This is a genomic window from Streptomyces sp. NPDC003379 (assembly GCF_053589195.1).
Window position 1 is genome coordinate 1 of record NZ_JBSFRK010000023.1, and the last position, 22,413, is coordinate 22,413.

General features: G+C 71.4%; 16 protein-coding genes. 13 read left to right on the top strand and 3 right to left on the bottom strand.

Annotation, left to right across the window (positions count from 1 at the left end):
* Positions 1–62: 62 nt before the first annotated feature.
* Complete coding sequence (locus ACWDVB_RS22920) at positions 63–272, bottom strand: DUF6243 family protein (RefSeq protein WP_451518485.1); 210 nt, start codon at positions 270–272, stop codon at positions 63–65.
* 504 nt (positions 273–776) lie between these two features.
* Between ACWDVB_RS22920 and ACWDVB_RS22925 the strand changes: the two genes are divergently transcribed.
* Positions 777–1,703 carry an ArsR/SmtB family transcription factor gene (locus ACWDVB_RS22925; protein ID WP_451518484.1) on the top strand — a complete coding sequence of 309 codons (927 nt, stop codon included), beginning with the start codon at positions 777–779 and terminating at the stop codon, positions 1,701–1,703.
* Between the two features lie 30 nt (positions 1,704–1,733).
* On the opposite strand, the gene ACWDVB_RS22930 is transcribed toward ACWDVB_RS22925, so the two are convergent.
* Together ACWDVB_RS22930 and ACWDVB_RS22935 are read right to left on the bottom strand one after the other, a co-directional pair.
* Positions 1,734–2,633: a hypothetical protein gene (locus ACWDVB_RS22930; protein ID WP_451518483.1), complete on the bottom strand. Its 900-nt coding sequence runs from the start codon at positions 2,631–2,633 to the stop codon at positions 1,734–1,736.
* A gap of 89 nt (positions 2,634–2,722) precedes the next feature.
* On the bottom strand, positions 2,723–3,175 hold the full coding sequence (locus tag ACWDVB_RS22935) for a peptidase inhibitor family I36 protein (RefSeq protein WP_451518482.1): 453 nt from the start codon (positions 3,173–3,175) through the stop codon (positions 2,723–2,725).
* 671 nt (positions 3,176–3,846) lie between these two features.
* Between ACWDVB_RS22935 and ACWDVB_RS22940 the strand changes: the two genes are divergently transcribed.
* The 12 genes from ACWDVB_RS22940 to ACWDVB_RS22995 all read left to right on the top strand — a co-directional run bounded on the left by ACWDVB_RS22940 (position 3,847) and on the right by ACWDVB_RS22995 (position 22,402).
* Positions 3,847–5,325 (top strand): sugar transferase, encoded by a 1,479-nt coding sequence (locus tag ACWDVB_RS22940; protein ID WP_451518481.1) that lies wholly within the window; start codon positions 3,847–3,849, stop codon positions 5,323–5,325.
* A 70-nt stretch (positions 5,326–5,395) separates the two neighbouring features.
* Complete coding sequence (locus tag ACWDVB_RS22945; protein WP_451518480.1) at positions 5,396–6,715, top strand: nucleotide sugar dehydrogenase; 1,320 nt, start codon at positions 5,396–5,398, stop codon at positions 6,713–6,715.
* A complete protein-coding gene (locus tag ACWDVB_RS22950) occupies positions 6,705–7,982 on the top strand; it encodes a glycosyltransferase family 4 protein (RefSeq protein ID WP_451518479.1) in 1,278 nt (425 codons plus the stop codon). The genes ACWDVB_RS22945 and ACWDVB_RS22950 overlap by 11 nt, the downstream gene beginning before the upstream one ends.
* Entirely contained in the window at positions 7,979–9,361 is a 1,383-nt protein-coding gene (locus tag ACWDVB_RS22955) for a Wzz/FepE/Etk N-terminal domain-containing protein (protein ID WP_451518478.1), read from the top strand. Before ACWDVB_RS22950 ends, ACWDVB_RS22955 begins: the two co-directional genes overlap by 4 nt.
* Positions 9,358–10,938, top strand: a complete 1,581-nt coding sequence (locus ACWDVB_RS22960) for a Wzz/FepE/Etk N-terminal domain-containing protein (RefSeq protein ID WP_451518477.1) — start codon at positions 9,358–9,360, stop codon at positions 10,936–10,938. The genes ACWDVB_RS22955 and ACWDVB_RS22960 overlap by 4 nt, the downstream gene beginning before the upstream one ends.
* Before the next feature lie 3 nt (positions 10,939–10,941).
* Positions 10,942–12,870, top strand: a complete 1,929-nt coding sequence (gene asnB / locus ACWDVB_RS22965; RefSeq protein WP_451518476.1) for an asparagine synthase (glutamine-hydrolyzing) — start codon at positions 10,942–10,944, stop codon at positions 12,868–12,870.
* A 24-nt stretch (positions 12,871–12,894) separates the two neighbouring features.
* Positions 12,895–15,081 carry a bi-domain-containing oxidoreductase gene (locus ACWDVB_RS22970; protein ID WP_451518475.1) on the top strand — a complete coding sequence of 729 codons (2,187 nt, stop codon included), beginning with the start codon at positions 12,895–12,897 and terminating at the stop codon, positions 15,079–15,081.
* A 2-nt stretch (positions 15,082–15,083) separates the two neighbouring features.
* Positions 15,084–17,066: an alginate lyase family protein gene (locus ACWDVB_RS22975; RefSeq protein WP_451518488.1), complete on the top strand. Its 1,983-nt coding sequence runs from the start codon at positions 15,084–15,086 to the stop codon at positions 17,064–17,066.
* Positions 17,067–17,078: 12 nt separating this feature from the next.
* Complete coding sequence (locus ACWDVB_RS22980; protein WP_451518474.1) at positions 17,079–18,605, top strand: right-handed parallel beta-helix repeat-containing protein; 1,527 nt, start codon at positions 17,079–17,081, stop codon at positions 18,603–18,605.
* Position 18,606: 1 nt separating this feature from the next.
* Positions 18,607–19,905: an O-antigen ligase domain-containing protein gene (locus ACWDVB_RS22985; RefSeq protein ID WP_451518487.1), complete on the top strand. Its 1,299-nt coding sequence runs from the start codon at positions 18,607–18,609 to the stop codon at positions 19,903–19,905.
* Positions 19,906–19,913: 8 nt separating this feature from the next.
* Positions 19,914–21,134: a glycosyltransferase gene (locus tag ACWDVB_RS22990; protein ID WP_451518486.1), complete on the top strand. Its 1,221-nt coding sequence runs from the start codon at positions 19,914–19,916 to the stop codon at positions 21,132–21,134.
* Positions 21,131–22,402 carry a class I SAM-dependent methyltransferase gene (locus ACWDVB_RS22995; protein ID WP_451518473.1) on the top strand — a complete coding sequence of 424 codons (1,272 nt, stop codon included), beginning with the start codon at positions 21,131–21,133 and terminating at the stop codon, positions 22,400–22,402. The genes ACWDVB_RS22990 and ACWDVB_RS22995 overlap by 4 nt, the downstream gene beginning before the upstream one ends.
* The last annotated feature ends 11 nt before the right edge of the window (positions 22,403–22,413 follow it).

The window sequence follows — 22,413 nt, forward strand, 5'->3', positions numbered from 1 at the left end:
CAGGACCGCGCGTCGCGGTCCTGGCCCTGCCCCATGCGGTGCCGCCCTGCGGCGGCGGTGCGTCAGCTCTGTGCGGTGTCGTCGCTCGTCTGCCCGGCGCCCTCGGCCGTGCCTACCTTCTCGCGCATCTTGCGCACCAGCTCCGCCTTCTGGTCGGCGGCACCTTGGCGGTCGAGGTTACGGTGCGGACCGTTGTTCTGCCGTTCGGCGCGGGACAGCTTCTTGCGCTTGCCGCCGCCCATGCCCACGGGGTTGTTGATGTTCTTGCTCACGGGTTCTCCCGGAATGGTGTGAAGTGATCTACGGATTCATCGGTGGGGGACGGGCGCGGCGACGTCGAGGACGTCAGCAGGGGCCCATCACGCTCTCACTCGTAAATCGGCGTCTGGAAGAACATGACCTAGACGTTACCCGGTTCTGTCGGCTCCGCACACCAAGTTCTCATCTCTATCACGAATCTCACGGCCACCCTCACCTCGCAGGTCTCTGACGGTTCGGGGAGACGTGGATCACATGTGTCCGTGTCACAGCGCGTCGGGCTGTCTCGTCCCAGAGGAGTAGCCCACGACGAAGCACGGAAGAGGACACATGGACGCGCGATTGAACTACTTCGCCAGCCCGACCGCCGCCGACCATGGTTTCACCGAGGCCGAGCGTGCCGCGCTGGAATTGGCGGGTTGATGATTCGGTTGCGGATGACCCCGGACGCGCTCGCGGACACTCGGTTCGCCGTGTCTCCTCTGGTGGAAGCCGCCGTAGCGGTACGCCATCACCTCATGCCGAGCACGGCGCGTACGGAGCCGCCCTGGGAGCGTGCGGCGAGAAACCCGGCACTATGGCGGCGGCTGCCACTGCTGTCCGCCATCTTCGCCGGGCATTACCGCTTGCCGGCGGAGCTGTTCCCCATGGACCTGCCGGACGTCCGCCCTGACATCGAAGCCGAATTGCACCAGCTCGCCGGTACCACGACGCCGCACTTCGCCGATCTCCTGCAGCGGTTGCTGGAAGGATGCGACTGGCCGCGCGGCGGGCGTGCCGAGGAAGCACGGCGTACGTTCCGGTCATTCCTGGATGCGGGGGAGCACGCTTGCGCGCGGCAATTGGCTGACGAGGTCGGCATGTTCTGGGAGCGGTGCCTCGCGCCGCACTGGGTCGCGATCCGGGACCACGCCGAGGTGGACATCGCCCACCGGGCCCGCATCACCGCCCAGGGCGGCCTGCGCGCCGGCATTTCGTCGTTGCATCCGGCGGTCGCCTACGACGATCACACCATCCGCCTCACCGGCGCCGTGGACGAGGAGACGGAGAGGGTCGGCGGCCTCACCCTGGTCCCCTCGTGGTTCGCACGTCGCTGGTACCTCGGACCCGACCCTCGCTGCCGGCACGGCCGCTATCTGATCTACCCCGCCATTCGCCCAGACGCCCCGCGGCGGTCGGCTGAACACGATGGGACAGCCGCGGTCCTGGGCGAAGTGCTCGGGCACACCCGGCTGACGCTGCTCGCGAGCCTTCGGCACCCGCACACCACGACCCAGCTCGCCGCTCGTCACCATCTGAGCCCGTCCACCGTCTCCTATCACCTCACCCGGCTGTACCGGGCCGGGCTGCTGGTCCGTACACGGGCCGGGGGCAGCGTCCACTACCGGAGGACGGCAGACGCGGAACGACTGCTGCGGCGGACACGGTCGACGGTGGTGAGGTAAGTGCGGTGGCCGGGCTCCTGCCTCGTCCTGTCAGCGGGGTGACGTGGCGACAGGGCCGGGGTCGTCCTGCTCCCGGGTGAGAACGCCTCGTGCGAAGGCGAGCCGGCGGCGCTTGGCCGTCGCGGCACGCTCGAACTCCGCCCCGTGGGTACGGATGATCTCGCGCTGCAGCCGTGTCTCGGCGCCCGCCCAGATGATCGCCAGCCGGGTCTCTTCCTTGCACGCCACGTCGGCCACCGCCGTGGCGAGCTCCCTCTGGGATGGCCGCCGGGAGTTCCACCAGCGTTTGTCGGCGCCGGCCTCGTACGGGTCTTCGTAGCGGTAGCCCTTGGCCAGCATGCACGTCTTCCAGGCCCGCACCGCCCTGGTGACCGGCGCCTGCTGCCGTGACGCCGCGAGCGTCTTCGTGTGGTGTGCGTACAGCCGATCGATATCGGGGCCGGGGCCCTGGCGCAGCAGTGAGGTGTGCGCCTTCTTCCAGCAGCCGCCCGTCCCCGTCTTGCCGAACGCGGCGATCTGTACGTCCATGGGCAGCCGGGCACGGGCCTTGTGCTGCCGTTGTCGTTTCGCCGCTTCGGGGGTGTCCGGCGGCAGGTGGTACCCGAAGCGTTCCGCGATGAGCGGCTCCATCACCCCGTAGCGGCGCCGGTGGGTCGGGTCGGCCTCGCCCCGGGGCAAGCTCAGCGACTGCCAGGCGATGCCCTGTCGGCGCAGGCAGCGCCCGACGAGGACATCCACGGCCGTCTCGACGGTCTGCATATCGGCGGTGGAAAGGTCGTAGGTGTCGAATGGGAGGGCCAGGTGACGAGCCTCCCTGCCGGCTGCCGGGACGCCGGTCGGCTGCGGCGGCGGGTCGGCAGGCGTCGCCGGGGGTCCGCCGCAACCGACGGCAAGGACCAGCAGCACGGCAGCCCAAGAGCGCCTGGGCACGGTTGCCCCCTCCGTGTCGGCTTCACATGGATGCGTTCATCGGGTTTGCGGCACCTGCTGACAGGAGCAGGTGCCGCGCACCGGTCGCCTCAGTGGTGCCCGAAACGGAGGCAGCTCGCCCTGTTGTTGTATTCGACCGGCTGGCCAGGCCCGGTGTTCTTCGACAGCTTCCTGTCCTCGCTGGTGGGTTCGGCCACATACCTCATGCCGGAACAGCCCACGTGCTGGAAGAGGTACATGTATTGCCGGTAGTTGTTCCTCATGGAGCTGGCCGAGTTGTCCACCTTTCCACTGGTGGACCATTTGTTGTCGTTGAAGTTGCTGTCCGCCCTGGTGAACGTGTGGGAACCACCCCTGAAGTTGTCGTCCTTGAACAGGATGAAACTGCCGGCAGCCGCCGGGGACATCTCGGTTCCCGTCGTCTCGGCCGAGGCGGCGCCGGTGCTCAGAACGAGACCCGCCGTAGCCAGCGTCGCTGTCAGCACGGCCTTGCGTGTCCAACTGCCTGTTGCCCTCATAACTTTCCCCTCTTCTGGGAGCACGGGGCTCCCTTTTCCTTCCGCGGCGCCGGTAACGGTCTTGGCGACGCCCGGGATCAGGAGTCAAACAGGTGGTCGGACCCTGGGAGAAGGTGATTCGATCAGCTTCGAAAGCCAGGGCATGGAGGCGCTGGCGCGGCATCCGCAGCAGTGCCGCGTTCACACGGGCACGCGCGGACGCCTGGTGATCATGGTCCGGGGGTCAGGACACCGGCCCTGACGGTGGATCGGAACCAGCCAGGCTCTACGCGTCGCTGAGCGTCACCTCGGGGGGCGAGCCGGTGGAGCGTGCCGTGGCGTCAAGGCGCCTGCACGCAGTCGCCGGTCGTTGAATTCCGTCTCAAAGCTTGAGCACAAATTCCTTACATCCTCTCTTCATACCGGTCCCCATGGTCTAGATTGACCGTGCTTCAGCTGTTCCGGCGCGAGGCGACCATTAATGATCTATAGGTCCGACGCCATGGACAGTCGGCGGTCGCGTCCTCCGCGCCAGACGTGGGGTGATCAATTCTTGACCTGCCGGGTCCTGGGTGTGGGGAGCACCCGGGGTTTCGACGGGCTCCAACGCACCAGCGCTGGAATAGCGGGATGCCATGTGCGGGGGGCGGGGGCCTTCCGGGGGGAGGGGCAGTGTTGGGCGAGCACGTCGAATCACTGGGGTCCTGGGGGGTTCTGTGCGGCAGGGGGGATTAGTCAGCCCGTTTCCGTCGGCGCGCGGGCGTCTGGCGGACGGGATAATCAGACGGCCCGCGATCGACTGGGAGCAGCGGTACCGCCGTACCGTGATCATTAGCGATACCGTGGCCACCGCTTTTGTGGTGGCGGCGATCGGGATCTTCTTCGGGGCCCGGGACGCGGCCAACTGGCATGAGAAGTGGGGAATTCTCGCATTCGGCACCGAGCTACTGGTGCTGGGTGCGCTTGCGGTAAGCCGGGCGTGGGCTCCTGCCGTGCTCGGTGAGGGCGCCGAGGAATTCCGTCGCCTCGGACGCTCACTGTTCACGGCGGTCGTCGTACTGGCGCTCGGCGGGATCGCCCTCACCTCGCGCAACATCAAACTCTGGATCTTCGTCGCGATCCCCGCGATCGCGCTCGTCACCATGACCGCGCGGTATCTGCTGCGCCTCCGGCTGCACAGACAGCGGAAAGAGGGACGGTGCCTGCGACCGGTGCTCGCCGCCGGGAGCCTGGCCACCGTGCAGGACCTGATCACCCGGGCCCGCAGGTTCCCGCACCTCGGCTGGCGGGTGGACGCGGTGTGCACGACGGACGGCCTCGGGCTCGACGGTGACCAACTGGACGGCGTGCCGGTCGTCGGCCTGCTGTCGGACGTCGCGGGCCACGTCCGCCGCGACGGCTACCGTGTCGTCGCGATCACACCGGACCCGCACTGGTCGCCGGACCGGCTGCAGCGGCTGGCCTGGAACCTCGAGGGCTGCGATGCCGAGATGGTCGTGGCCCCCGTGCTCATGGAGGTGGCGGGACCGCGGCTGCACGTCGACGCGGTGCTCGGGATTCCGCTGCTGCGGGTCAGCATGCCGACGTTCACCGGGGGCCGCCGGGCGGTCAAAGGGGTCGTCGACCGGATGGGCGCGGTGATCCTGCTGATGCTGTTCGCGCCGCTGATGGTGCTCGTCGGGCTGCTCGTACTGATGGACAGTCGGGGCGGGGCGTTCTACCGCCAGCGCAGAGTCGGCAAGGACGGCCGCGAGTTCACCATCTTCAAGTTCCGCACCATGGTCGCCGGGGCCGACGGGGCGCGTGCCGAGCTGGCCGACCGCAACGAAGGCGCCGGCCTGCTGTTCAAGCTCCGCCGGGATCCAAGGGTGACCCGGGTGGGAGCGGTGCTGCGCCGGTACTCGATCGACGAGCTGCCGCAGCTGTTCAACGTACTCACCGGATCGATGTCACTCGTCGGTCCGCGGCCTCCTCTGCCGGAGGAGTCCGCCGCGTACGGCCCGGACATCCGGCGGCGTCTCCTCGTCAAGCCCGGGCTCACCGGACTGTGGCAGATCAGCGGACGCAGCGACCTGCCGTGGGAGGAGGCGGTCCGCCTCGACCTGCGGTACGTGGAGGACTGGTCGCTCGCCCTGGACACAGTGATCTTGTGGAAGACGCTGCGTGCGGTGGTCCATGGGCATGGGGCGTACTGATGCGCGGAAGCCGGATACCGGCCGCCGCGCGGACCGCGGGCCCAAAGGGCCTGCCTTGGGGGGACGGGTCATGAGGGTCAGCGTTTTCGGGCTCGGCTACGTGGGCTGTGTGTCGGCCGCGTGCCTGGCCAGCATGGGTCACGAGGTCATCGGGGTGGACGTGAACCAGGTGAAGGTCGACCTGGTCAACGACGGCAAGGCCCCGGTGGTCGAGGAGCGGATCGGCGAGCTCATCGCCGAGGTCGTGCGGACCGGAGCGTTACGCGCCACCGGCGACGTCCGCGAGGCGATCATGGGCAGCGAGGTGTCGCTGGTCTGCGTGGGCACGCCGTCGGAGCCCAACGGCAGTCTGTGCACCACGTACCTGGAGCGGGTCACCGAGCAGATCGGTGCCGTGCTGGCCGAGCGGGGCGGGTGGCAGACCGTCGTGTTCCGCAGCACCATGCTCCCGGGCACCTGCCTGAACCTGCTGGTGCCGATCCTGGAGAAGTCCGTCGGCGGCACGGCCGGGGTGGAGTTCGGGGTCGCGGTCAACCCGGAGTTCCTGCGCGAGGGCACGAGCGTGCGGGACTTCTTCGACCCGCCCAAGACCGTCATCGGCGAGTTCGACGCGGCGAGCGGCGACGCGGTGACGGCGCTGTACGGCAGCCTGCCCGGCGAGGTGTTCCGGGTGCCGGTGCCGACGGCCGAGGCGATCAAGTACGCGGACAACGCGTTCCACGGCCTCAAGATCGGCTTCGCGAACGAGCTGGGCGCGGTGTGCCAGGCGCTCGGGGTGGACTCGCACCAGGTGATGGACGTGTTCCTGGCCGACCGCAAGCTCAACATCAGCCCCGCCTATCTGCGGCCCGGCTTCGCCTTCGGCGGCTCCTGCCTGCCCAAGGACCTGCGCAGCCTGGTCCACGCGGCGCAGCGGGCCGACGTCTCGGTGCCCATCCTCGCCCACGTGCTGCCCTCCAACTCCGCGCATCTGCAACGCGCGGTGGAGCTGGTCGAGCGCACCGGCAAGCGCCGGGTGGGCCTCTTCGGGCTGTCCTTCAAATCCGGCACCGACGACCTCCGCGAGAGCCCGCTCGTCGAGCTGGCGGAGAGGCTCCACGGCAGGGGTTACGACCTGCGGATCCACGACGCCAACGTGAGCCTCTCCCGGCTCCTGGGCGCGAACCGCGAGTACATCGAGACCCGGCTGCCGCACCTCGCACATCTGCTCGCCGACTCCGTCGACGACGTGCTCGACCATGCCGAGGTGCTGCTGGTCGGGACCAGGGACCCGGCCGTGCTCGCGGCGCTGCCCCATGGCGGCGACGGTCCGGTGCTGATCGATCTCGTCCACCTTCCCGACGCCGACGCGCGCCGGGCCGAACCGGGGTACGTGGGCCTTGCTTGGTGACACATCGTTCGATGACACGGTCGGCGGCGACCGGCCGGGCCGGCGCGCGCTGATCCTGGTGGAGAACCTGTCGGTGCCGTTCGACCGGCGGGTGTGGCAGGAGTGCACGACGCTGCGCGACGCGGGCTGGCGGGTGGACGTCATCTGTCCCCGTGGGAGTACGCGGGACACGGAGCCGGAGGCGGAGATCGACGGGGTGCGGATCCACCGCTACCCGTTGCGCGCGGCCACCGGCGGTCCTGCCGGATACCTGCGGGAGTACGGATCGGCGTTGTGGCACACGGCCCGCCTTGCCCGCACGGTCGGCCCGGTCGACGTGGTCCACGCCTGCAACCCGCCCGACCTGCTGTTCCTGCCGGCACTGTGGCTGAAGCGGCGCGGCGCGCGGTTCGTCTTCGACCAGCACGACCTCGTACCGGAGCTGTACCTCTCCCGGTTCGACCGCGGCGAGGATCTGCTCTACCGCGCCGTGTGCGCGCTGGAGCGGCTGACGTACCGGGCCGCGGATGTCGTGCTCGCCACGAACGAGAGCTACCGGGACGTCGCGATACGCCGTGGCGGCCAACGCCCCGCGGACGTCTTCGTGGTGCGCAGCGCGCCCCGGACCGACCGGTTCCAACCGGTGCCGCCGGAGCCGGAGTTGAAGCGCGGCAAGCCTCATCTGCTGTGCTATCTCGGCGTCATGGGCCCTCAGGACGGCGTCGACTACGCCCTGCGGGCCCTCGCGAAGCTGCGCGACGAGCTCGGGCGGACCGACTGGCATGCGGTGTTCGTCGGTTCCGGCGACGCCTTCGACGCGATGGTGGAGCTGTCCCGGCGGCTCGGGCTCGATGAACAGGTGCAGTTCACCGGGCGCATCCCGGACGCCGACCTGGTGCGCTACCTGTCCACCGCGGACGTGTGCCTCTCCCCCGACCCGTGCAATCCGCTCAACGACGTGTCGACCATGAACAAGGTCCTGGAGTACATGGCGATGGGCCGCCCCATCGTCTCGTTCGACCTCCGGGAGGCGCGTGTCTCCGCCGGTGACGCCGCCGTCTACGCGCCCGACGACGACGAGTCCGAATTCGCCAAGCTCATCACGGTGTTGCTCGACGACCCGGAGCAGCGGGCCCGGATGGGCGAGATCGGCCAGGAGCGGATCAGCGGGCGGCTCTCCTGGCGGAACTCGCAGGCGTCGCTGCTCGCCGCCTACGCCGCCGCCTGCCGTGACCACACTCCGGTGTCGGGCCGCCCGGCCCGGGCAGGGAAGAGGCCGCGCCGTTGAGCGATGACCCGATACGCCTGGTCACGGTCGGGCGGATCCTCCGTCGGCGTTGGCGGCTTCTCGCCGTCCTCGCCGTGGTGGGCGCGCTCGTCGGCTACGGCGCCTCGGTGCTCTTTCCGCCGCGCTACACGGCGTCGGCGTCGGTCCTGCTGCCGGGGCAGTGGGAGGAGCGCGAGCTGCTGACGCAGGTGGACATCGCGACGAGTTCGGCGGTGGTCGACCGCGCGGCCGCCAAGCTCGGCCGGCCGGGCGGCGAGCTGCGGGACCGAGTGAGCGCCAAGGCCGCCGACGGGAACATCATCAAGATCTCCGGTACGGCCGGAACGCCGGAGCGCGCGCAGCGGCTCTCCGACCGGATGGCCAAGGAGTTCGTCACCTTCGCCGCGCGGATCGCGGGCGACGGCACCGAGCCCGAAGCGGCCACGGGACCCGAGGCACTGCGGGAGAAGGTCAGGGAGACCAACCGCCGCATCACCGAGCTGGCCGACGCGGCCGATCCGGGGCGGACCGTGGAGAGCGTGCAGGCCCGCACCTCGCTGGAGAAGCTGCGCACCGCGCTGGAGGAGGCCATGAAGAAGCTGGACCAGGCCGACCCGGCGTCCGACAAGGCCGGCATGGTCGTCATGGGTCCGGCGGCCCGGCCGACCGGCGAGGCGCCGCCGACGAGGACGCAGCTCGTCGTCGGCGGGGCTCTGCTGTTCTTCCTGCTCGCGGTCGTCGGCCATCTCGCCGCCGCACGGATGAATCGCCGGCTGCGCACCGAACCGGAGATCGCCGCGGCGCTGGGCTCGACGCTCCTCGGCACCGTCGACGTGCCTGGTGAACAGCGCGCCCACCGGCCGAAAGGCCATGGCCCGCGGGCCCGGATCCGTCGGCTCCTGGGCCTCGACACCCGGTGGGACATCCCGGCCCCGCAGACATCCGGCGACGAGGCCGGCAGGCGGATCCGCTACCGGCGGGTGTGCGCTCGCCTCCGGCTGCCGGCCCACCGGCGGCTGCTGGTCGTCGTACCGGAGGGTGACGAGATCGCCCGCCTGGCCGCCGGGCAGCTCGTCGCCGAGGCCCGGAGCGGTCCTTCCCCGTCCTCTTCGAGCAGGGGATATCCCGTGCTGCGGGTGGTGGAAGTCCCGGTGTCCCAGCCGATGGTGCCGGACCGCGACACCGAGTCCGGCGCCCTGATCGTGGTCAGCGCGGGCAGCTGGACGGAGGGGGAGCTCGCCGGTATCGCCGGGGCGTGCGCGGACGCCGGGCACGAGGTCGTCGGCATCGTCGTCGCCGGCCCGGTCCGGGCCCGTCCGACGCGGTCCGCCGGCCGTCCTCCGGCGAACGCCGCTCCGGCGCTCGCGGTCCGCGGCCACGCGACGGGAGGTTCGGTGTGACGACGAGTACGGCTTCGGAGTCGTCGGCAGCCACTCCGCTCCTCGACCTGCACGCGCTGGTGGTGGCGGTGCGCAGGCGTCGCCGCCTCTGGTGCTCCCTGGCGCTCCTGGGGCTGCTGGTCGGCGTGGCGGTGGCGGTGCTGCTGCCGCCGCCACCGACCGCGGTGACCAAGGTGCTCGTCGTACACAAGGAGGACCAGCCGAACGACACCGGAACGCTGATCCGCACCGACGTCGCACTCCTCGGTACCACCCGGATCGCGGGTGCGGCCCTGCGGTCCCTCGACTCCCCGGAGAGCCCGGAAGACTTCATGCGGGACTACCGGGGCACCGGCTTGACCAACAACCTGCTGCAGATCGATGTGACAGGTGCCAGCGACGCGGAAGCGGTGGCCCGGGCCGAGGCGCTCGCCGACGCGTTCGTCGCGGACCATGTGCGGCGGATGCGGGAGACCGCGAAGGCCGAGGCCAAGGCGCTGCTCGACCAGCGTGACCGCATGCGTGAAGAGCTGGCGCAGGTCAACAACGCGATCGGCGACCGGTCGCCGGAAACCGACCCGAAGGCGTCGGCGAGCATCGAGTCGCTCTTCGCGCGCCGGGCCGAGCTGAACTCGCGGATCGCCGACTTCGACGAGCGCGCCGCGGAGGCGCGCACCGGCACGCCCAGGCTCGTCGCCGGCACGCAGATCGTGGACGCACCGCGCGCGGTGCGGCACTCCCTGCCCGGGGCCGCCGCCACCGACGCCGCGATCGGGCTCGTCCTCGGGCTCGTCCTCGGGCTCGTCCTTGCCGCGGTCGGCTCGGTGGTGGCGGACCGCCCCGTGCTGCGCCGGGAGATCGCGGCGAACCTGGGCGCCTCGGTCATCGCGGAGCTGCGCCGCACGCCCCGCCTGTCGGCCCGGCTGTGGCAGCGCCGACGGACCCGGGCGGCACGGACGAGGCTCACCGCGACCCTGGCCCGCACCGTGCGCGGCTCCGCGGAACCGGTGTCGCTGCTTGAACTGGGCTGTGCGCGCAGTACGAGCGTGATCGCCCTTGACGTCGCCGGGGCGCTGGCGGCGGAGGGGCCGGTGGTCGTCATCGACGGTCTGCCAGGACCGGAGTTCGCCGACAGCCGCCGGATACCGGAAGGCGTGACCGTGGTCGGCGACGAGCGTGCCGCGGCCGTGGCGCAGCAGGGGCGCCGGCTCGGCGTCGGCTCGGTCGCGCCCGGCACGGCGTGGACCGACCTGCAGTACCTCGGTGGCCGGACCGTGCTCGTCGTACGCGCCGGGCACGGCAGCGCCGCATGGCTGCACACCGTGGCCCGACACCTCGCGGACCAGCGCATTCCGGTGATCGGTGTGGTGCTGATCGACCCCGATCCGCGTGACCGGACCGACGGCACGCTGTGGGAGGGGCCGCACACCGCGCCGCGCGGCCCTCACGAGCGGTCGGCCCGGCAGAGCGAGACGGCCCGGCAGAGCGGTGGGGGTACCTCCCACGCCGTTGAGGCAGTGGGGGAGGGCCGGCCGCGGACGGAACGGCCCTCGATGCCGGCCGCACGGGTCCCGGACAGCGACCAGGAGGCGCAGTAGAACATGTGTGGCATCGCAGGCACTTACCGATGGCCGGACGGGAAGGTCGTGACCGACCGGCTCACCGATGTCCTCGCCCACCGCGGCCCGGACGGGGCGGGCCGGTACAGCCACCCCACCGGTGACGGCGAGGTGCACCTCGGGCACCGCCGCCTCGCCATCATCGACCTGTCCGGGACGGGCGCCCAGCCGATGGTCTCGGGCGGCCTCGCCCTGACGTACAACGGCGAGCTGTACAACGCGCCCGACCTGCGTGCCGAGCTGGCGGCCGCCGGGGTGCGCTTCCGCGGCACCTCCGACACCGAGGTGCTCCTTGAGGCCTGGCGGCGCTGGGGCACGGACTGCCTGCCCCGGCTGCGCGGCATGTTCGCGTTCGCGGTCTTCGACGAGCGGACCGGTGACCTGGTGCTCGCCCGCGACCAGCTCGGCGTCAAGCCGCTGTTCTTCCTGCGGCGGGGTACGGGCCTGATGTTCGCCTCCGAGCTCAAGGCGCTCGCCGCCGTGACCGGCGGGTCGCTGGAGGTGGACCAGGGGGCGCTGGTGGCCTCGCTGCTGTACTACTGGGTGCCCGACTCGCGCTGCGCGTTCCGTGAGGCGGAGAAGCTGCCGCCGGGGAGTTGGCTGCGGTGCCGGGCCGACGGCCGGGTGGAGCGCGGCCGGTACTGGAATCTGAAGGACGTCGCCGCCGAGGGCCGGGAGCGGGCCTTGAGCGGCGAGCGGCCGGATCTGGCCGCCGTCGTCGAGGAGTCGACCCGGCGCCACCTGCTGTCCGACGTACCGGTGGCCACCTTCCTCTCCGGCGGTCTCGACTCCAGCTATCTGACCGCCCTCGCGGCCCGCGACCGGCCCGGGATCTCCGCGTACACGATCGGATTCCGCGCCGAGGACGCCAGGTTCGAGGCGATGCCGGACGACCTGCGCTATGCCCGGCAGGTGGCCGAGCGGTTCGGCGTCGACCTGCATGAGATCGAGATCGCTCCGGACGTGCTCGACCTGCTGCCGCGGATGACGTACCACCTGGACGAGCCGATCGGCGACCCCGCCGCGATCAACACGTTCCTGATCTGCGAGGCCGCCCGGGAGGCCGGGGTCAAGGTGATGCTCTCGGGGATGGGTGCCGACGAGCTGTTCGCCGGGTACCGCAAGCACCTGGCCAATCTGCTCGCGCTGCGCTACCAGCGCGTCCCGCGGCCGCTGCGGCGCGGTCTGTCCAGGGCCGTGGACCGGCTGCCGGTCGCCACGGCCCGCCGGGGGTACCGGTCGGTGCGCTTCGCGAAGCGGTTCCTCTCCTTCGCCGATCTGCCGGAGGAGACCGCGTTCCGGCGCAGCTACACCATGTACGACCAGGACGAGTTGCTCGCCCTGGTCAACCCGGACCTGGCCGGGACGGTCGACGACGTGCTGACCGAGCACGCGGACATCTACGAGGACAACGAACTCGACGACTTCGTGAACCGCATGTGCCTGGGTGACGCCCGGATGTTCCTGCCGGGCCTGAACCTCGCCTACACGGACCGCTCCAGCATGGCCGCGTCGACCGAGGTGCGGGTGCCGTACGTGGACGTCGAGGTGGTCAAGGCGGCGTTCGCCGTGCCCGGCGACCGCAAGATCGTCGGACGGCAGGGCAAGGCCGTCCTCAAGGAGGCGGCCACCTCCATCCTGCCCCGGGAGATCGCGTACCGGCCCAAGGGCCTGTTCAGCGCCCCGCTGCGGGCCTGGATGAGCCGGGATCTGGCACCGCTGGTGCGCGAGGTGGTGAACGACGGCGTGCTCGTCGGTTCCGGGATCCTGCGCCGCGACGCGCTGGCGCGGATGGTCGCCGAGGACGCCGCCGGGCAGCGGGACTTCTCCAAGCATCTGTGGCACGTACTGACCCTTGAGTACTGGTATCGCGGCGCGACCTCTGGCTCCGGCCAGAGCCAAGCGGCTTGACAGCGTGGAAACAAGAGGAGCTTTGTGAAACAGGTTGTGCAGAACTACAGGAGTGGCGAGCTGGCGCTGCTCGACGTGCCGGTGCCGGGGTGCAAGCCGGACGGCGTGCTTGTCCGCAGCGCCTACTCGCTGATCTCCACCGGGACCGAGCTGATGAAGGTGTCCGAGGCGGGCATGTCGATGGTGGGCAAGGCCCGCTCCCGGCCGGACCAGGTGGCCAAGGTCATGCAGAGCGTGGCCACCAACGGGGTGCCCGCCACCTACCGCAAGGTGATGGGCAAGCTGGACTCCTACACGCCGCTCGGCTACTCGCTGTGCGGGGTGGTCGAGCAGGTCGGCACCGGGATCGACGATGTGGCGGTCGGTGACCTCGTGGCCTGCGCCGGCAATGAGCACGCGCTGCACGCCGAGTTGAACTGGGTGCCGAAGAACCTCTACGCCCGGGTGCCGGACGGCCTCGCGCCGCGGCACGCGGCCTTCGGCACCGTCGGGTCGATCGCGATGCAGGGCGTCCGGCGCGGCGAACCGCAGCTCGGCGACGTGGCGCTGGTCATCGGCCTCGGTCTGATCGGGCAGCTGGTGGTGCAGCTCCTCGCCGCCTCGGGGGTCCGCGTCGTCGGGGCCGACCCCGACCCGGTGCGCTGCGAGCTCGCCGAGCGCGTGGGCGCCGCGGCCTGCGGCGATCCCGCGTCCGCGGCCGTGGAGGCCGCCGTCGCCGAGCTGACCGGCGGTCACGGCGTGGACCAGGTGTACCTGGCCGCCGGTGGCGGCAGCAACCAGCCCGTGGAGCTGGCCGCCCGGCTGAGCCGGGACCGCGGCCGGGTCGTCGACATCGGCAAGTGCCGCCTGGACCTGCCGTGGAACGCGTACTACGAGAAGGAGCTGGACGTACGGTTCTCCCGCAGTTACGGCCCCGGGCGCTACGACCCGGAGTACGAGCTGGAGGGGCGGGACTACCCGATCGGCTACGTGCGCTGGACCGAGCGCCGCAACCTGGCGTGCTTCCTCGATCTCGTCGCCCGCGGCCGCGTCGACGTGGAGCCCCTCATCTCCCACATCGCCGACTTCGATGACGCCGTCAAGACGTACGAGCGTCTGAAGGACGGCGAGCTGAAGGCCGTGGCGGTGCTGTTCCGATACCCCGAACAGGCCGCGGAGGCGGAGGCCCCGTCGGTGGCCGTGCCCGCGGTGCGCGTACAGCGGGGCCCGGCGCGGGCTGCCAGGACGCCGGTGCGGCTCGCGTTCGTCGGCGCGGGAAACTACGCGACGTCGATGCTGCTGCCGCATCTGGCACAGCGCGACGGCGTCGAGTTGTCCACGGTCGTCACCACGACGGCGCTGTCCGCCGCCAACGGGAAGCGGAAGTTCGGCTTCGCCGAGGCGAGCACCGATCTCGACGCCGTGCTCGGCGACACGTCCATCGACGCGGTGTTCGTGGTCACGCGGCACAGTTCGCACGCCGAACTGACCCGGAGGGCCCTGCTCGCCGGCAAGGCGGTGTTCGTGGAGAAGCCCCTGGCGCTCACCGAGGACGACCTGGCAGGCGTGCTCGCGGCGGTGGAGGAGTCCGGCAACGACCGGCTCCAGGTGGGCTTCAACCGGCGGTTCGCGCCGCTGCTCCAGGAGGCCAGGAAGCGGTTCGGCACCCGGACCGGCCCGGCGAACGTCCGCTATCTGGTCAACGCGGGCCGCCTCGCGCACGGCAGCTGGTACCTCCAACAAGGCAGTGAGGGCTCGCGGTTCGCCGGTGAGGGCGGGCACTTCATCGACACGGTGAGCTGGCTGCTCGCCGCCGATCCCGTCTCGGTGTACGCGACCGCCGCGCCCGGCAACGAGGACTTGCAGGTCGTGCTGCGCTACCCGGACGGGTCCACCGCCACCATCAGCTACGTCACCACCGGCCCGGCCTCCTTCCCCAAGGAGACGCTGGACATGGTCGCGGACGGCCGCGCGCTGCGGCTCGACGACTTCGTCCGTGCCTCGGTGTTCTCGAACGGCACGGTCGGCAGCAAGCGGTGGGTCAGTTCGCGGCTGCCCAAGGCCCGGGACAAGGGCCAGTCCGCCGAGCTGGCCGCGTTCGTCAAGGCCGTGCGGACCGGCGGGCCGATGCCCGTGCCGCTGCCGTCCCTCATCGCCACCACGGCGGCCACGCTCGCCGTGCGGACCGGCCTGGCCGGTGGCGCGCCGGTGACGCTGACGAGCGCGCGGTGACCATGAACGCGGGCTGGTACCTGCGGCGGCTGTCCCGGATGGGGCCGCGGGAGGTCGGCGGCCGGGTGGGCGACGCGGTGCGCAGGCGGCGGTGGCGGTCGGCGCGGCCGGACTGCCCGAGCGTGACCGGCGCCCGCTTCACCGCGGTACTGCCCGCCGGGACGATCGCCGCGGTACCACCGGACGCCGCGAAACGTCTCGTCGCCCAGGCGGACCGGCTGATGGCCGGGCACGTCGAGTACTTCGGGGTGGACCGCGACGACCTGGCCGACCCGGACTGGTGGTACGACCCGAAGACCGGGCGGCGGGCTCCGTGGGGCTACGCCTTCGACGTGCCGTACCGGAACGAGGACGCGGTCGGCGACATCAAGCAGATCTGGGAGCTGTCCCGGCATCAGTACCTCACCGTGCTCGCCGCCGCCTATGCGATCACCGGGAACGAGCGGTACGCGGAACGCGTGGCCGCCCACCTGCGGTCCTGGTGGGCGGCCAACCCACCGCTGCGCGGTGTGCACTGGATCAGCGGCATCGAGCTGGGGATCCGGCTGCTGTCCTGGGTGTGGATACGCCGGCTGCTCGACGGCTGGCCGGGCGCGGCCGGTCTTTTCGAGGGCAACCCGGTGGCGCGCCGTCAGGTCTGGCACCACCAGCGCTGGCTGGCCGCCTTCCCCAGCCGGGGGTCCTCGGCGAACAACCACGTCATCGCCGAGGCCGCCGGGCAAGCCGCCGCGGCCTGCGCGTTCGGATGGTTCCCCTCCTCGGCGCGCTGGCGGGCCGACGCGCTGCGGTCGCTGGAGCGGCATCTGCGAAGCAACACCTTCGGCTCCGGTCTCAACCGCGAGCTGGCCACCGAGTACCACGGACTCGTCCTTGAGCTCGGCCTGGCCGCGGTGGCCGAGGCGGACACCGCCGGCGTGCCGGTCCCCGCGTCGATCCGGCTGGTGCTGCTGCGCATGACCGACGCGCTCGCGGCCATCGTGGACAACCGGCTGCGGCCGCCGCGCCAGGGCGACGCGGACGACGGGCACGGCCTGGTCGTGGACGGCGCGGGCACCGACCGCTGGGCCTCGCTCCTCGCCACCGGGGACGCCGTGTTCGGCCGGCTCGCCTGGTGGCCGGCGGTGACCGGTACCGATGTGCGCACCCCGCTCCTTGCCGCGCTCATCCGGCCGTACGCGGAAGAAGGAACCGCGCCGGCCGTGACCCGCCCGCCAAGCCGACCTGCCCACTTCGCCGACGCGGGCATGACCATCCTGCGCGGTCCGGGGGAGATCTGGTGCCGCTGCGACGGCGGTCCGCACGGCTTCCTGTCCATCGCCGCGCACGCCCACGCGGACGCGCTGTCCGTGGAGGTCCGGCACGACGGGGTCGACGTGCTCGCCGACCCGGGGACGTACTGCTACCACGGGCAGCCCGAGTGGCGGCGGTACTTCCGGTCGACCCTCGGCCACAACACCCTGCAACTGGACGGCGGTGACCAGTCCGTCTCCGGCGGCCCGTTCCTGTGGACCCGGCACGCCCGCAGCCGCGTCCTGGTCGCGGACACAGCCGACGGGAGCGTGACCCGCTGGAGCGCCGAGCACGACGGCTACCAGGGCTCCGTGCACCGCCGCCGGGTGGAGCTGACCGCCGCGAGCCAGGAGCTGCGCGTGATCGACGAGGTGCGTGGCCCGCGCCGGGCCGCGCGCCTGGCGTTCCACCTCGGCCCCACGATCACCGCCGACCTGGTGGGCGACCGGGCGGAGCTCACCTGGACCCGGGACGGCGAGGAACGCTCCGCGGTACTCGAACTCCCCGGGCAGCTGAGCTGGCGGGCGCATCGCGGCGAGAGTGACCCTTCCCCGAGCTCTTCGAGCAGGGGATACCCCACGCTGGGCTGGTACTCCCCCGGCTTCGGACGCAAGGAACCCACCACAGCGCTGGTCGGCACCGGCTTCGCCGACGGCGTGGAGGGGTTCACCACCGTACTCAGGTTCCACGGCTAGGAAGGGGGACGCGTGGGGATCAAGTGGCGGAACTGGGCGGTGCCGGTGGCGGCGCCGGTCCTGCTGGCGACCGGCTGTGTGAGCACGCCGGGCACCCCGGCGGCGGAGCCGACCGTCGCGCCGTCCACGTCCGCGGCCCGGACCGTGGCCCGCGTGTGCGCCAAGCCCGCGGCCGGTCCCGCGAAGGCACCGAAGGGCGCGGTGACGGTCGACCCCGCGGTGGTCGGCGACCTGGCCGCGAAGACCAAGAAGAGCCCCGCGAACACCACGTTCTGGCTCCGGCCCGGCAGGCACAGGCTCACGCCGGACCGCTACGCGCAGGTCATCCCCAAGAAGGGGAACCGCTACCTCGGCGCGCCGGGCGCGGTGCTCGACGGCCGGAAGACCAACCAGTACGCGTTCGGCGGCGGTGCCCGCGACGTCTCCATCCGCCATCTGACCGTGCAGCGTTTCGTGGCGCCGCCGGACGAGGGCGTGGTCAACCATGACTCGGCCGACGGGTGGGTGATCGAGCACGCGAAGATCCAGCACAACTCCGGTGCCGGGCTGATGGCCGGTGCCCGCCAGCGAGTCCGCGCCAGCTGCCTGCGCGGCAACGGCCAGTACGGCATGAACGCGTACAAGGCCGAGGGCCGCATCCGCGGCCTGGTGGTCGAGGGCAACGAGATCGTGGGCAACAACACCGACGACTGGGAGCGGCGGCGGAAGGGCTGCGGCTGCACCGGGGGCGTCAAGTTCTGGGCCGTCGACGGCGCCGACGTACGCGGCAACTGGGTGCACGACAACCGCGGAACCGGGTTGTGGGCGGACACCAACAACAACGACTTCCGCATCGAGGACAACGTCCTCGAGGCCAACGACGGTGCCGCGCTGATCTACGAGACCAGCTACAACGCGGTCATCCGGAAGAACACGATCCGGCGGAACAACTGGGTCGAGGGCCGCAGGTACGCCGACCGCGGTGACAGCTTCCCGTTCGCGACCGTCTACCTGTCCGAGTCCGGCGGTGAACCACGGGTCCGGGCCCGCACGGACAAGATCGAGGTCTACCGGAACGTGCTGGAGAACAACTGGTCCGGGATCACCCTGTGGGAGAACGCCGACCGGTTCTGCAACAGCCCGGCCAACACCTCGTCCGGTGACTGCACGCTGCTGGTGAAGAAGACCGACCGCTGCGCGCGGCCGGCGATCGCCACCGCGCCGCTCCACGCCGACTGCCGGTGGAAGACACAGCGGGTGGACATCCACGACAACCGCTTCGTCCTGGACAAGTCCGTCGTCAAGTGCTCGGTGAAGTGCGACCGCATGGCGGTCCTCGCCAACTACGGCACCTATCCGGACTGGTCGCCGTACAAGGGCGAGCGGGTGGCCGAGGCGATCACCCACAAGCAGCACAACCGCTGGCACGACAACGTCTACGTCGGACCGTGGAAGTTCGTCGCCCACGACCCGAGCCGGGTGCTCGACTCCGGGCAGTGGCAGGGCATGCCGTACGAGCAGGACGCGGGCAGCACCTTCGACCCACGGGCCGGTGGTTGAGATGGGCGGGGAGCTGCGGCGCGGTGGGCTGCCGGGCGGAGCGGTCACGGAGGACACGCGGTCCGGCGCCGGACCGCTCCCGGCCGGCACACCGAAGGCCGTCGGGGTCGTCTGGGGGCTGCTGATCCTCAACACGCTCGGGTCCGCCGGGGCGAAGACCATCATCCCGCTGCCCCGCTCCCTCATCCAGCTGGTCACCATGGGCGCGCTGGTCGCCGCGTTCACGCTGGCGCTCGCGGTCAATCTCCGGCTGCGCATCCGGGCGAGCGCCTTCGTGCTCCTGCTCACCCTGCTGCTCGTGCCGAGCCTCATCTCCAGCGTGCAACTGGAGTCCGGGTTCGGTGCGCTGTTCCGCTGCGCCCGGCTGGCCCTCTTCGTCGGCACGCTGTGGCTGCTCAGCCGCTGGTGGGACGGCGGGCTCGGCTTCGTCCGGCACCACATCCGGATGTACTTCGCGGTGCTCGGGTCGGTCGCCGCGGGCGCGGTCGTCTCACCGGGAGCGGCCATGCCCGAGCTGTACGGCGGACGCCTTGTCGGAGCGCTGTGGCCGCTCACCCCGCCGCAGATCGGACAGTACGCCGCGGTGATCATCGGTCTCACCGTGCTGCTCGTGCTGGGCCGCCGGACCGACAGGGCCAGTGCCGCGGTCATCGTCGTGCCCTCACTCGTCCTGCTCGCGCTGACCCATACCCGGACGGCCACGCTCGGCCTGCTCATCGGGTTGGCGCTGGCGATCGGCTCGCTCGTCCTGACCAGTGCCGCCGCCCGCCGGTTCTTCACCTGGGCGGTGCTGTGCGCCGCGGTGGCCGCGGTGGGGTTCGCCCCCGCGCTACGGGCGTGGTTCCTGCGCGGACAGAGCCAGGAGCACCTCACCAGCCTCACCGGCCGGGCGAAGGTCTGGGACGCGCTGCTTGCGGCGCCCCGGACGACCGGGGAGAAGCTGTTCGGCATGGGCCTGGGCGACAAGTCGTTCGGCGGGCTGCCGATCGACAACAGCTGGCTGGCCGTCTACCACGAGCAGGGTTGGACCGGCGTCACCCTCGTGGCGGCGATCATCACCGTCCTCGCCGGTGTCGCGCTGCTGCGGCCGCCGTCACTGGCGAGGGCCTGTGCGATCTTCCTGATCAGCTACTGCGCGATCGCGTCGTACACCGAGGCCGGTCTCGGCGACGCCTCGCCGTATCTGCTGCATCTGGCCCTGGCCGCCTCGCTCCTCGCGGCGCCCGCGGCGACCACGCCTTTCGCGGCGCCCAAAGCCCCTCAACGACATGTCCCGCGATGGGCCAGGGATCGGAAGTGACCTCAAAGATGCACGTCCTCGTGGTGCACAACCGCTACTCCTCGGCGCAGCCGAGCGGGGAGAACAACGTCGTCGACCAGGAGGTGGCGGTGCTGCGCGCGGCGGGCCACCGGGTCGAGTTGTTCGAGCGGCGCAGCGACGACATCGCCGCCCGGTCCCTGCTGAGCAAGGCCGCGGTGCCGCTGCTCGTGCCGTGGAACCCGGGGGTCCGCACGGAGCTCGCCGCCCGGCTCCGCGCCGAGCGGCCGGACGTGGTGCACGTCCACAACGTCTTCCCGCTCCTGTCGCCCGCGGTCCTCGCCGCCTGTGCCGACGCAGGCGTGCCCGCCGTCGCCACGCTGCACAACTACACCCAGGTCTGTCCGCCCGGCACGCTGCAGCGGGACGGCCAGCCGTGCACCGAGTGCGTCGGCGCGACGCCGCTGCCCGCCGTCCGGCACGGCTGCTACCGGAACTCCCGGCTCGCGACGGTGCCGCTGGCGGTCAGTCTTCTCGTCAACCGGCGGCGGTGGTGGTCCGGCGTGGAGCGGTTCTTCTGCATCTCCGCGGCGCAGCGCGACGTCCTGGTGCGGTCCGGCATGCCGGCCGAACGCCTAGCCGTGAAGCACAACTTCGTGCCGGACCCGGATGCCCGCCGCTCGGGCGCCGGCGAGCATCTGCTCTATCTCGGCCGCCTCGCGGAGGCCAAGGGCGTGCGGCTGCTCATGGCCGCGTGGGACGAGATCGCCGCGGGCGGCGGTGTGGGCGTGCCGCTCGTGATCGCCGGCGCGGGGCCGCTGGAGCGGGAGGTGACGGCCTGGGCGGCGGGCCGGGACGACGTGCGGTATGTCGGCCTGTACGACGCGGCGCAGTGCCGGCGGGCCATCGCACGGTCGGTCGCCGTGGTGGCTCCCTCGACGTGGCTCGAGGCGTTCGGCCTGGTGGTCGTGGAGGCGATGGCGGCGGGGGTCCCGGCCGTCGCCGCCGGCCACGGCGCCTTCGTCGAACTCGTCGAGGACGGGGTGGCCGGGCTGCTTCACCGGCCGGGTGAGCCCGCCTCGCTCGCGTCCTGCCTGCGCCGGATCACGGCCGAGCCCGCCCGCAACCAGGAGATGGGCCGGGCGGCCCGGCGCCGTTACGAGCGGGATTTCAGCCCGGCCGTCGGTCTGGAGCGCCTGGTGGAGGGGTACCGCACCGCGATCGCGGGTCGGACGGAATCAATGGGGGGCACTATGGGGGGCAAAACATGACACGCTGCCGACTCTGCGGCTCGGAGGCGATGGCGAGCGTCGTCGACCTCGGGGCGACGCCACCGTGTGAGAGCTTTCTCGCCGCGGACCAACTGGACCAACCGGAGCCGGCGTACCCGCTGCACCTGCGGGTGTGCACCGACTGCTGGCTCGCGCAGATCCCTCCGCTGATCACGCCGGAGGAGACGTTCAAGGAGTACGCGTACTTCTCCTCGTACTCGACCTCCTGGGTGGAGCACGCGCGCACGTTCGTCGCCGACGCCGTACAGCGGGTGGGCCTCGGCTCCGACGGCTCCGACAGCTCCGACAGCTCCGACGGCTCCGGCGCCTTCGTGGTCGAGGTCGCCAGCAACGACGGGTACTTGCTGAAGCACGTGGTGGACCGCGGGATCCGCTGCCTCGGCATCGAGCCGTCGGTGAACGTCGGCGCCGCGGCGCGCGACGCGGGCGTGCCCACGCTCACCGAGTTCCTGAGCCCGGACACCGGCGCCGCCGTCCGCGCCGAGCACGGCCCGGCGGACCTGGTCGTGGCCAACAACGTGTACGCGCACATCCCCGACGTGGTCGGGTTCACCGAGGGGCTGCGCGCCCTGGTCGCCGACGACGGCTGGGTCTCCATCGAGGTGCAGCACCTGCTGACCCTGATCGAGGAGAACCAGTACGACACGATCTACCACGAGCACTTCCAGTACTACACGGTCGCGTCGGCGGCCCGAGCCCTCGCGAGCGGCGGGCTCGCGCTCGTGGACGTCGAGTTGCTGCCCACGCACGGCGGCTCCATCCGGCTGTGGGCGCGGCCGGCCGAGGTGGCCGGCGAGCCGTCCCGGCGGGTGGCCGACGTACTGGACCAGGAGAAGGCCGCCGGGCTCCAGGAACTGTCCGGGTACACCGAGTTCTCCGCCCGGGTGGCCAAGGTGCGCCGGGACCTCCTGCGGTTCCTCGTCGAGGCGGCCGAGCGCGGCGAGACGGTCGTCGGCTACGGCGCGCCGGGCAAGGGCAACACGCTGCTCAACCACTGCGGCATCCGGCCCGACCTGCTCCCGTACACGGTCGACCGGAACCCCTACAAGCACGGCAGGTTCACCCCGGGCACCCGTATCCCGATCCTGTCGCCCGAGCGGATAGCCGCCGACCGACCGGACTACGTCCTCGTCCTGCCCTGGAACCTGCGGGCCGAGCTGGTCGAGCAGCTGTCCTTCGTGCACGCCTGGGGCGGCCGCCTGGTCTTTCCCATCCCGGAACTGAGCATTGTCGAGGCCACGTCATGAAAGAGGCCGTC

What these genes read in the sequence shown, in the direction of transcription:
- ACWDVB_RS22975 (WP_451518488.1), top strand. Translation starts at nt 15,084, where the DNA reads ATGAACGCGGGCTGGTACCTGCGGCGGCTGTCCCGGATGGGGCCGCGG.
- ACWDVB_RS22945 (WP_451518480.1), top strand. Translation starts at nt 5,396, where the DNA reads ATGAGGGTCAGCGTTTTCGGGCTCGGCTACGTGGGCTGTGTGTCGGCC.
- ACWDVB_RS22925 (WP_451518484.1), top strand. Translation starts at nt 777, where the DNA reads ATGCCGAGCACGGCGCGTACGGAGCCGCCCTGGGAGCGTGCGGCGAGA.
- asnB (WP_451518476.1), top strand. Translation starts at nt 10,942, where the DNA reads ATGTGTGGCATCGCAGGCACTTACCGATGGCCGGACGGGAAGGTCGTG.
- ACWDVB_RS22985 (WP_451518487.1), top strand. Translation starts at nt 18,607, where the DNA reads ATGGGCGGGGAGCTGCGGCGCGGTGGGCTGCCGGGCGGAGCGGTCACG.
- ACWDVB_RS22990 (WP_451518486.1), top strand. Translation starts at nt 19,914, where the DNA reads ATGCACGTCCTCGTGGTGCACAACCGCTACTCCTCGGCGCAGCCGAGC.
- ACWDVB_RS22995 (WP_451518473.1), top strand. Translation starts at nt 21,131, where the DNA reads ATGACACGCTGCCGACTCTGCGGCTCGGAGGCGATGGCGAGCGTCGTC.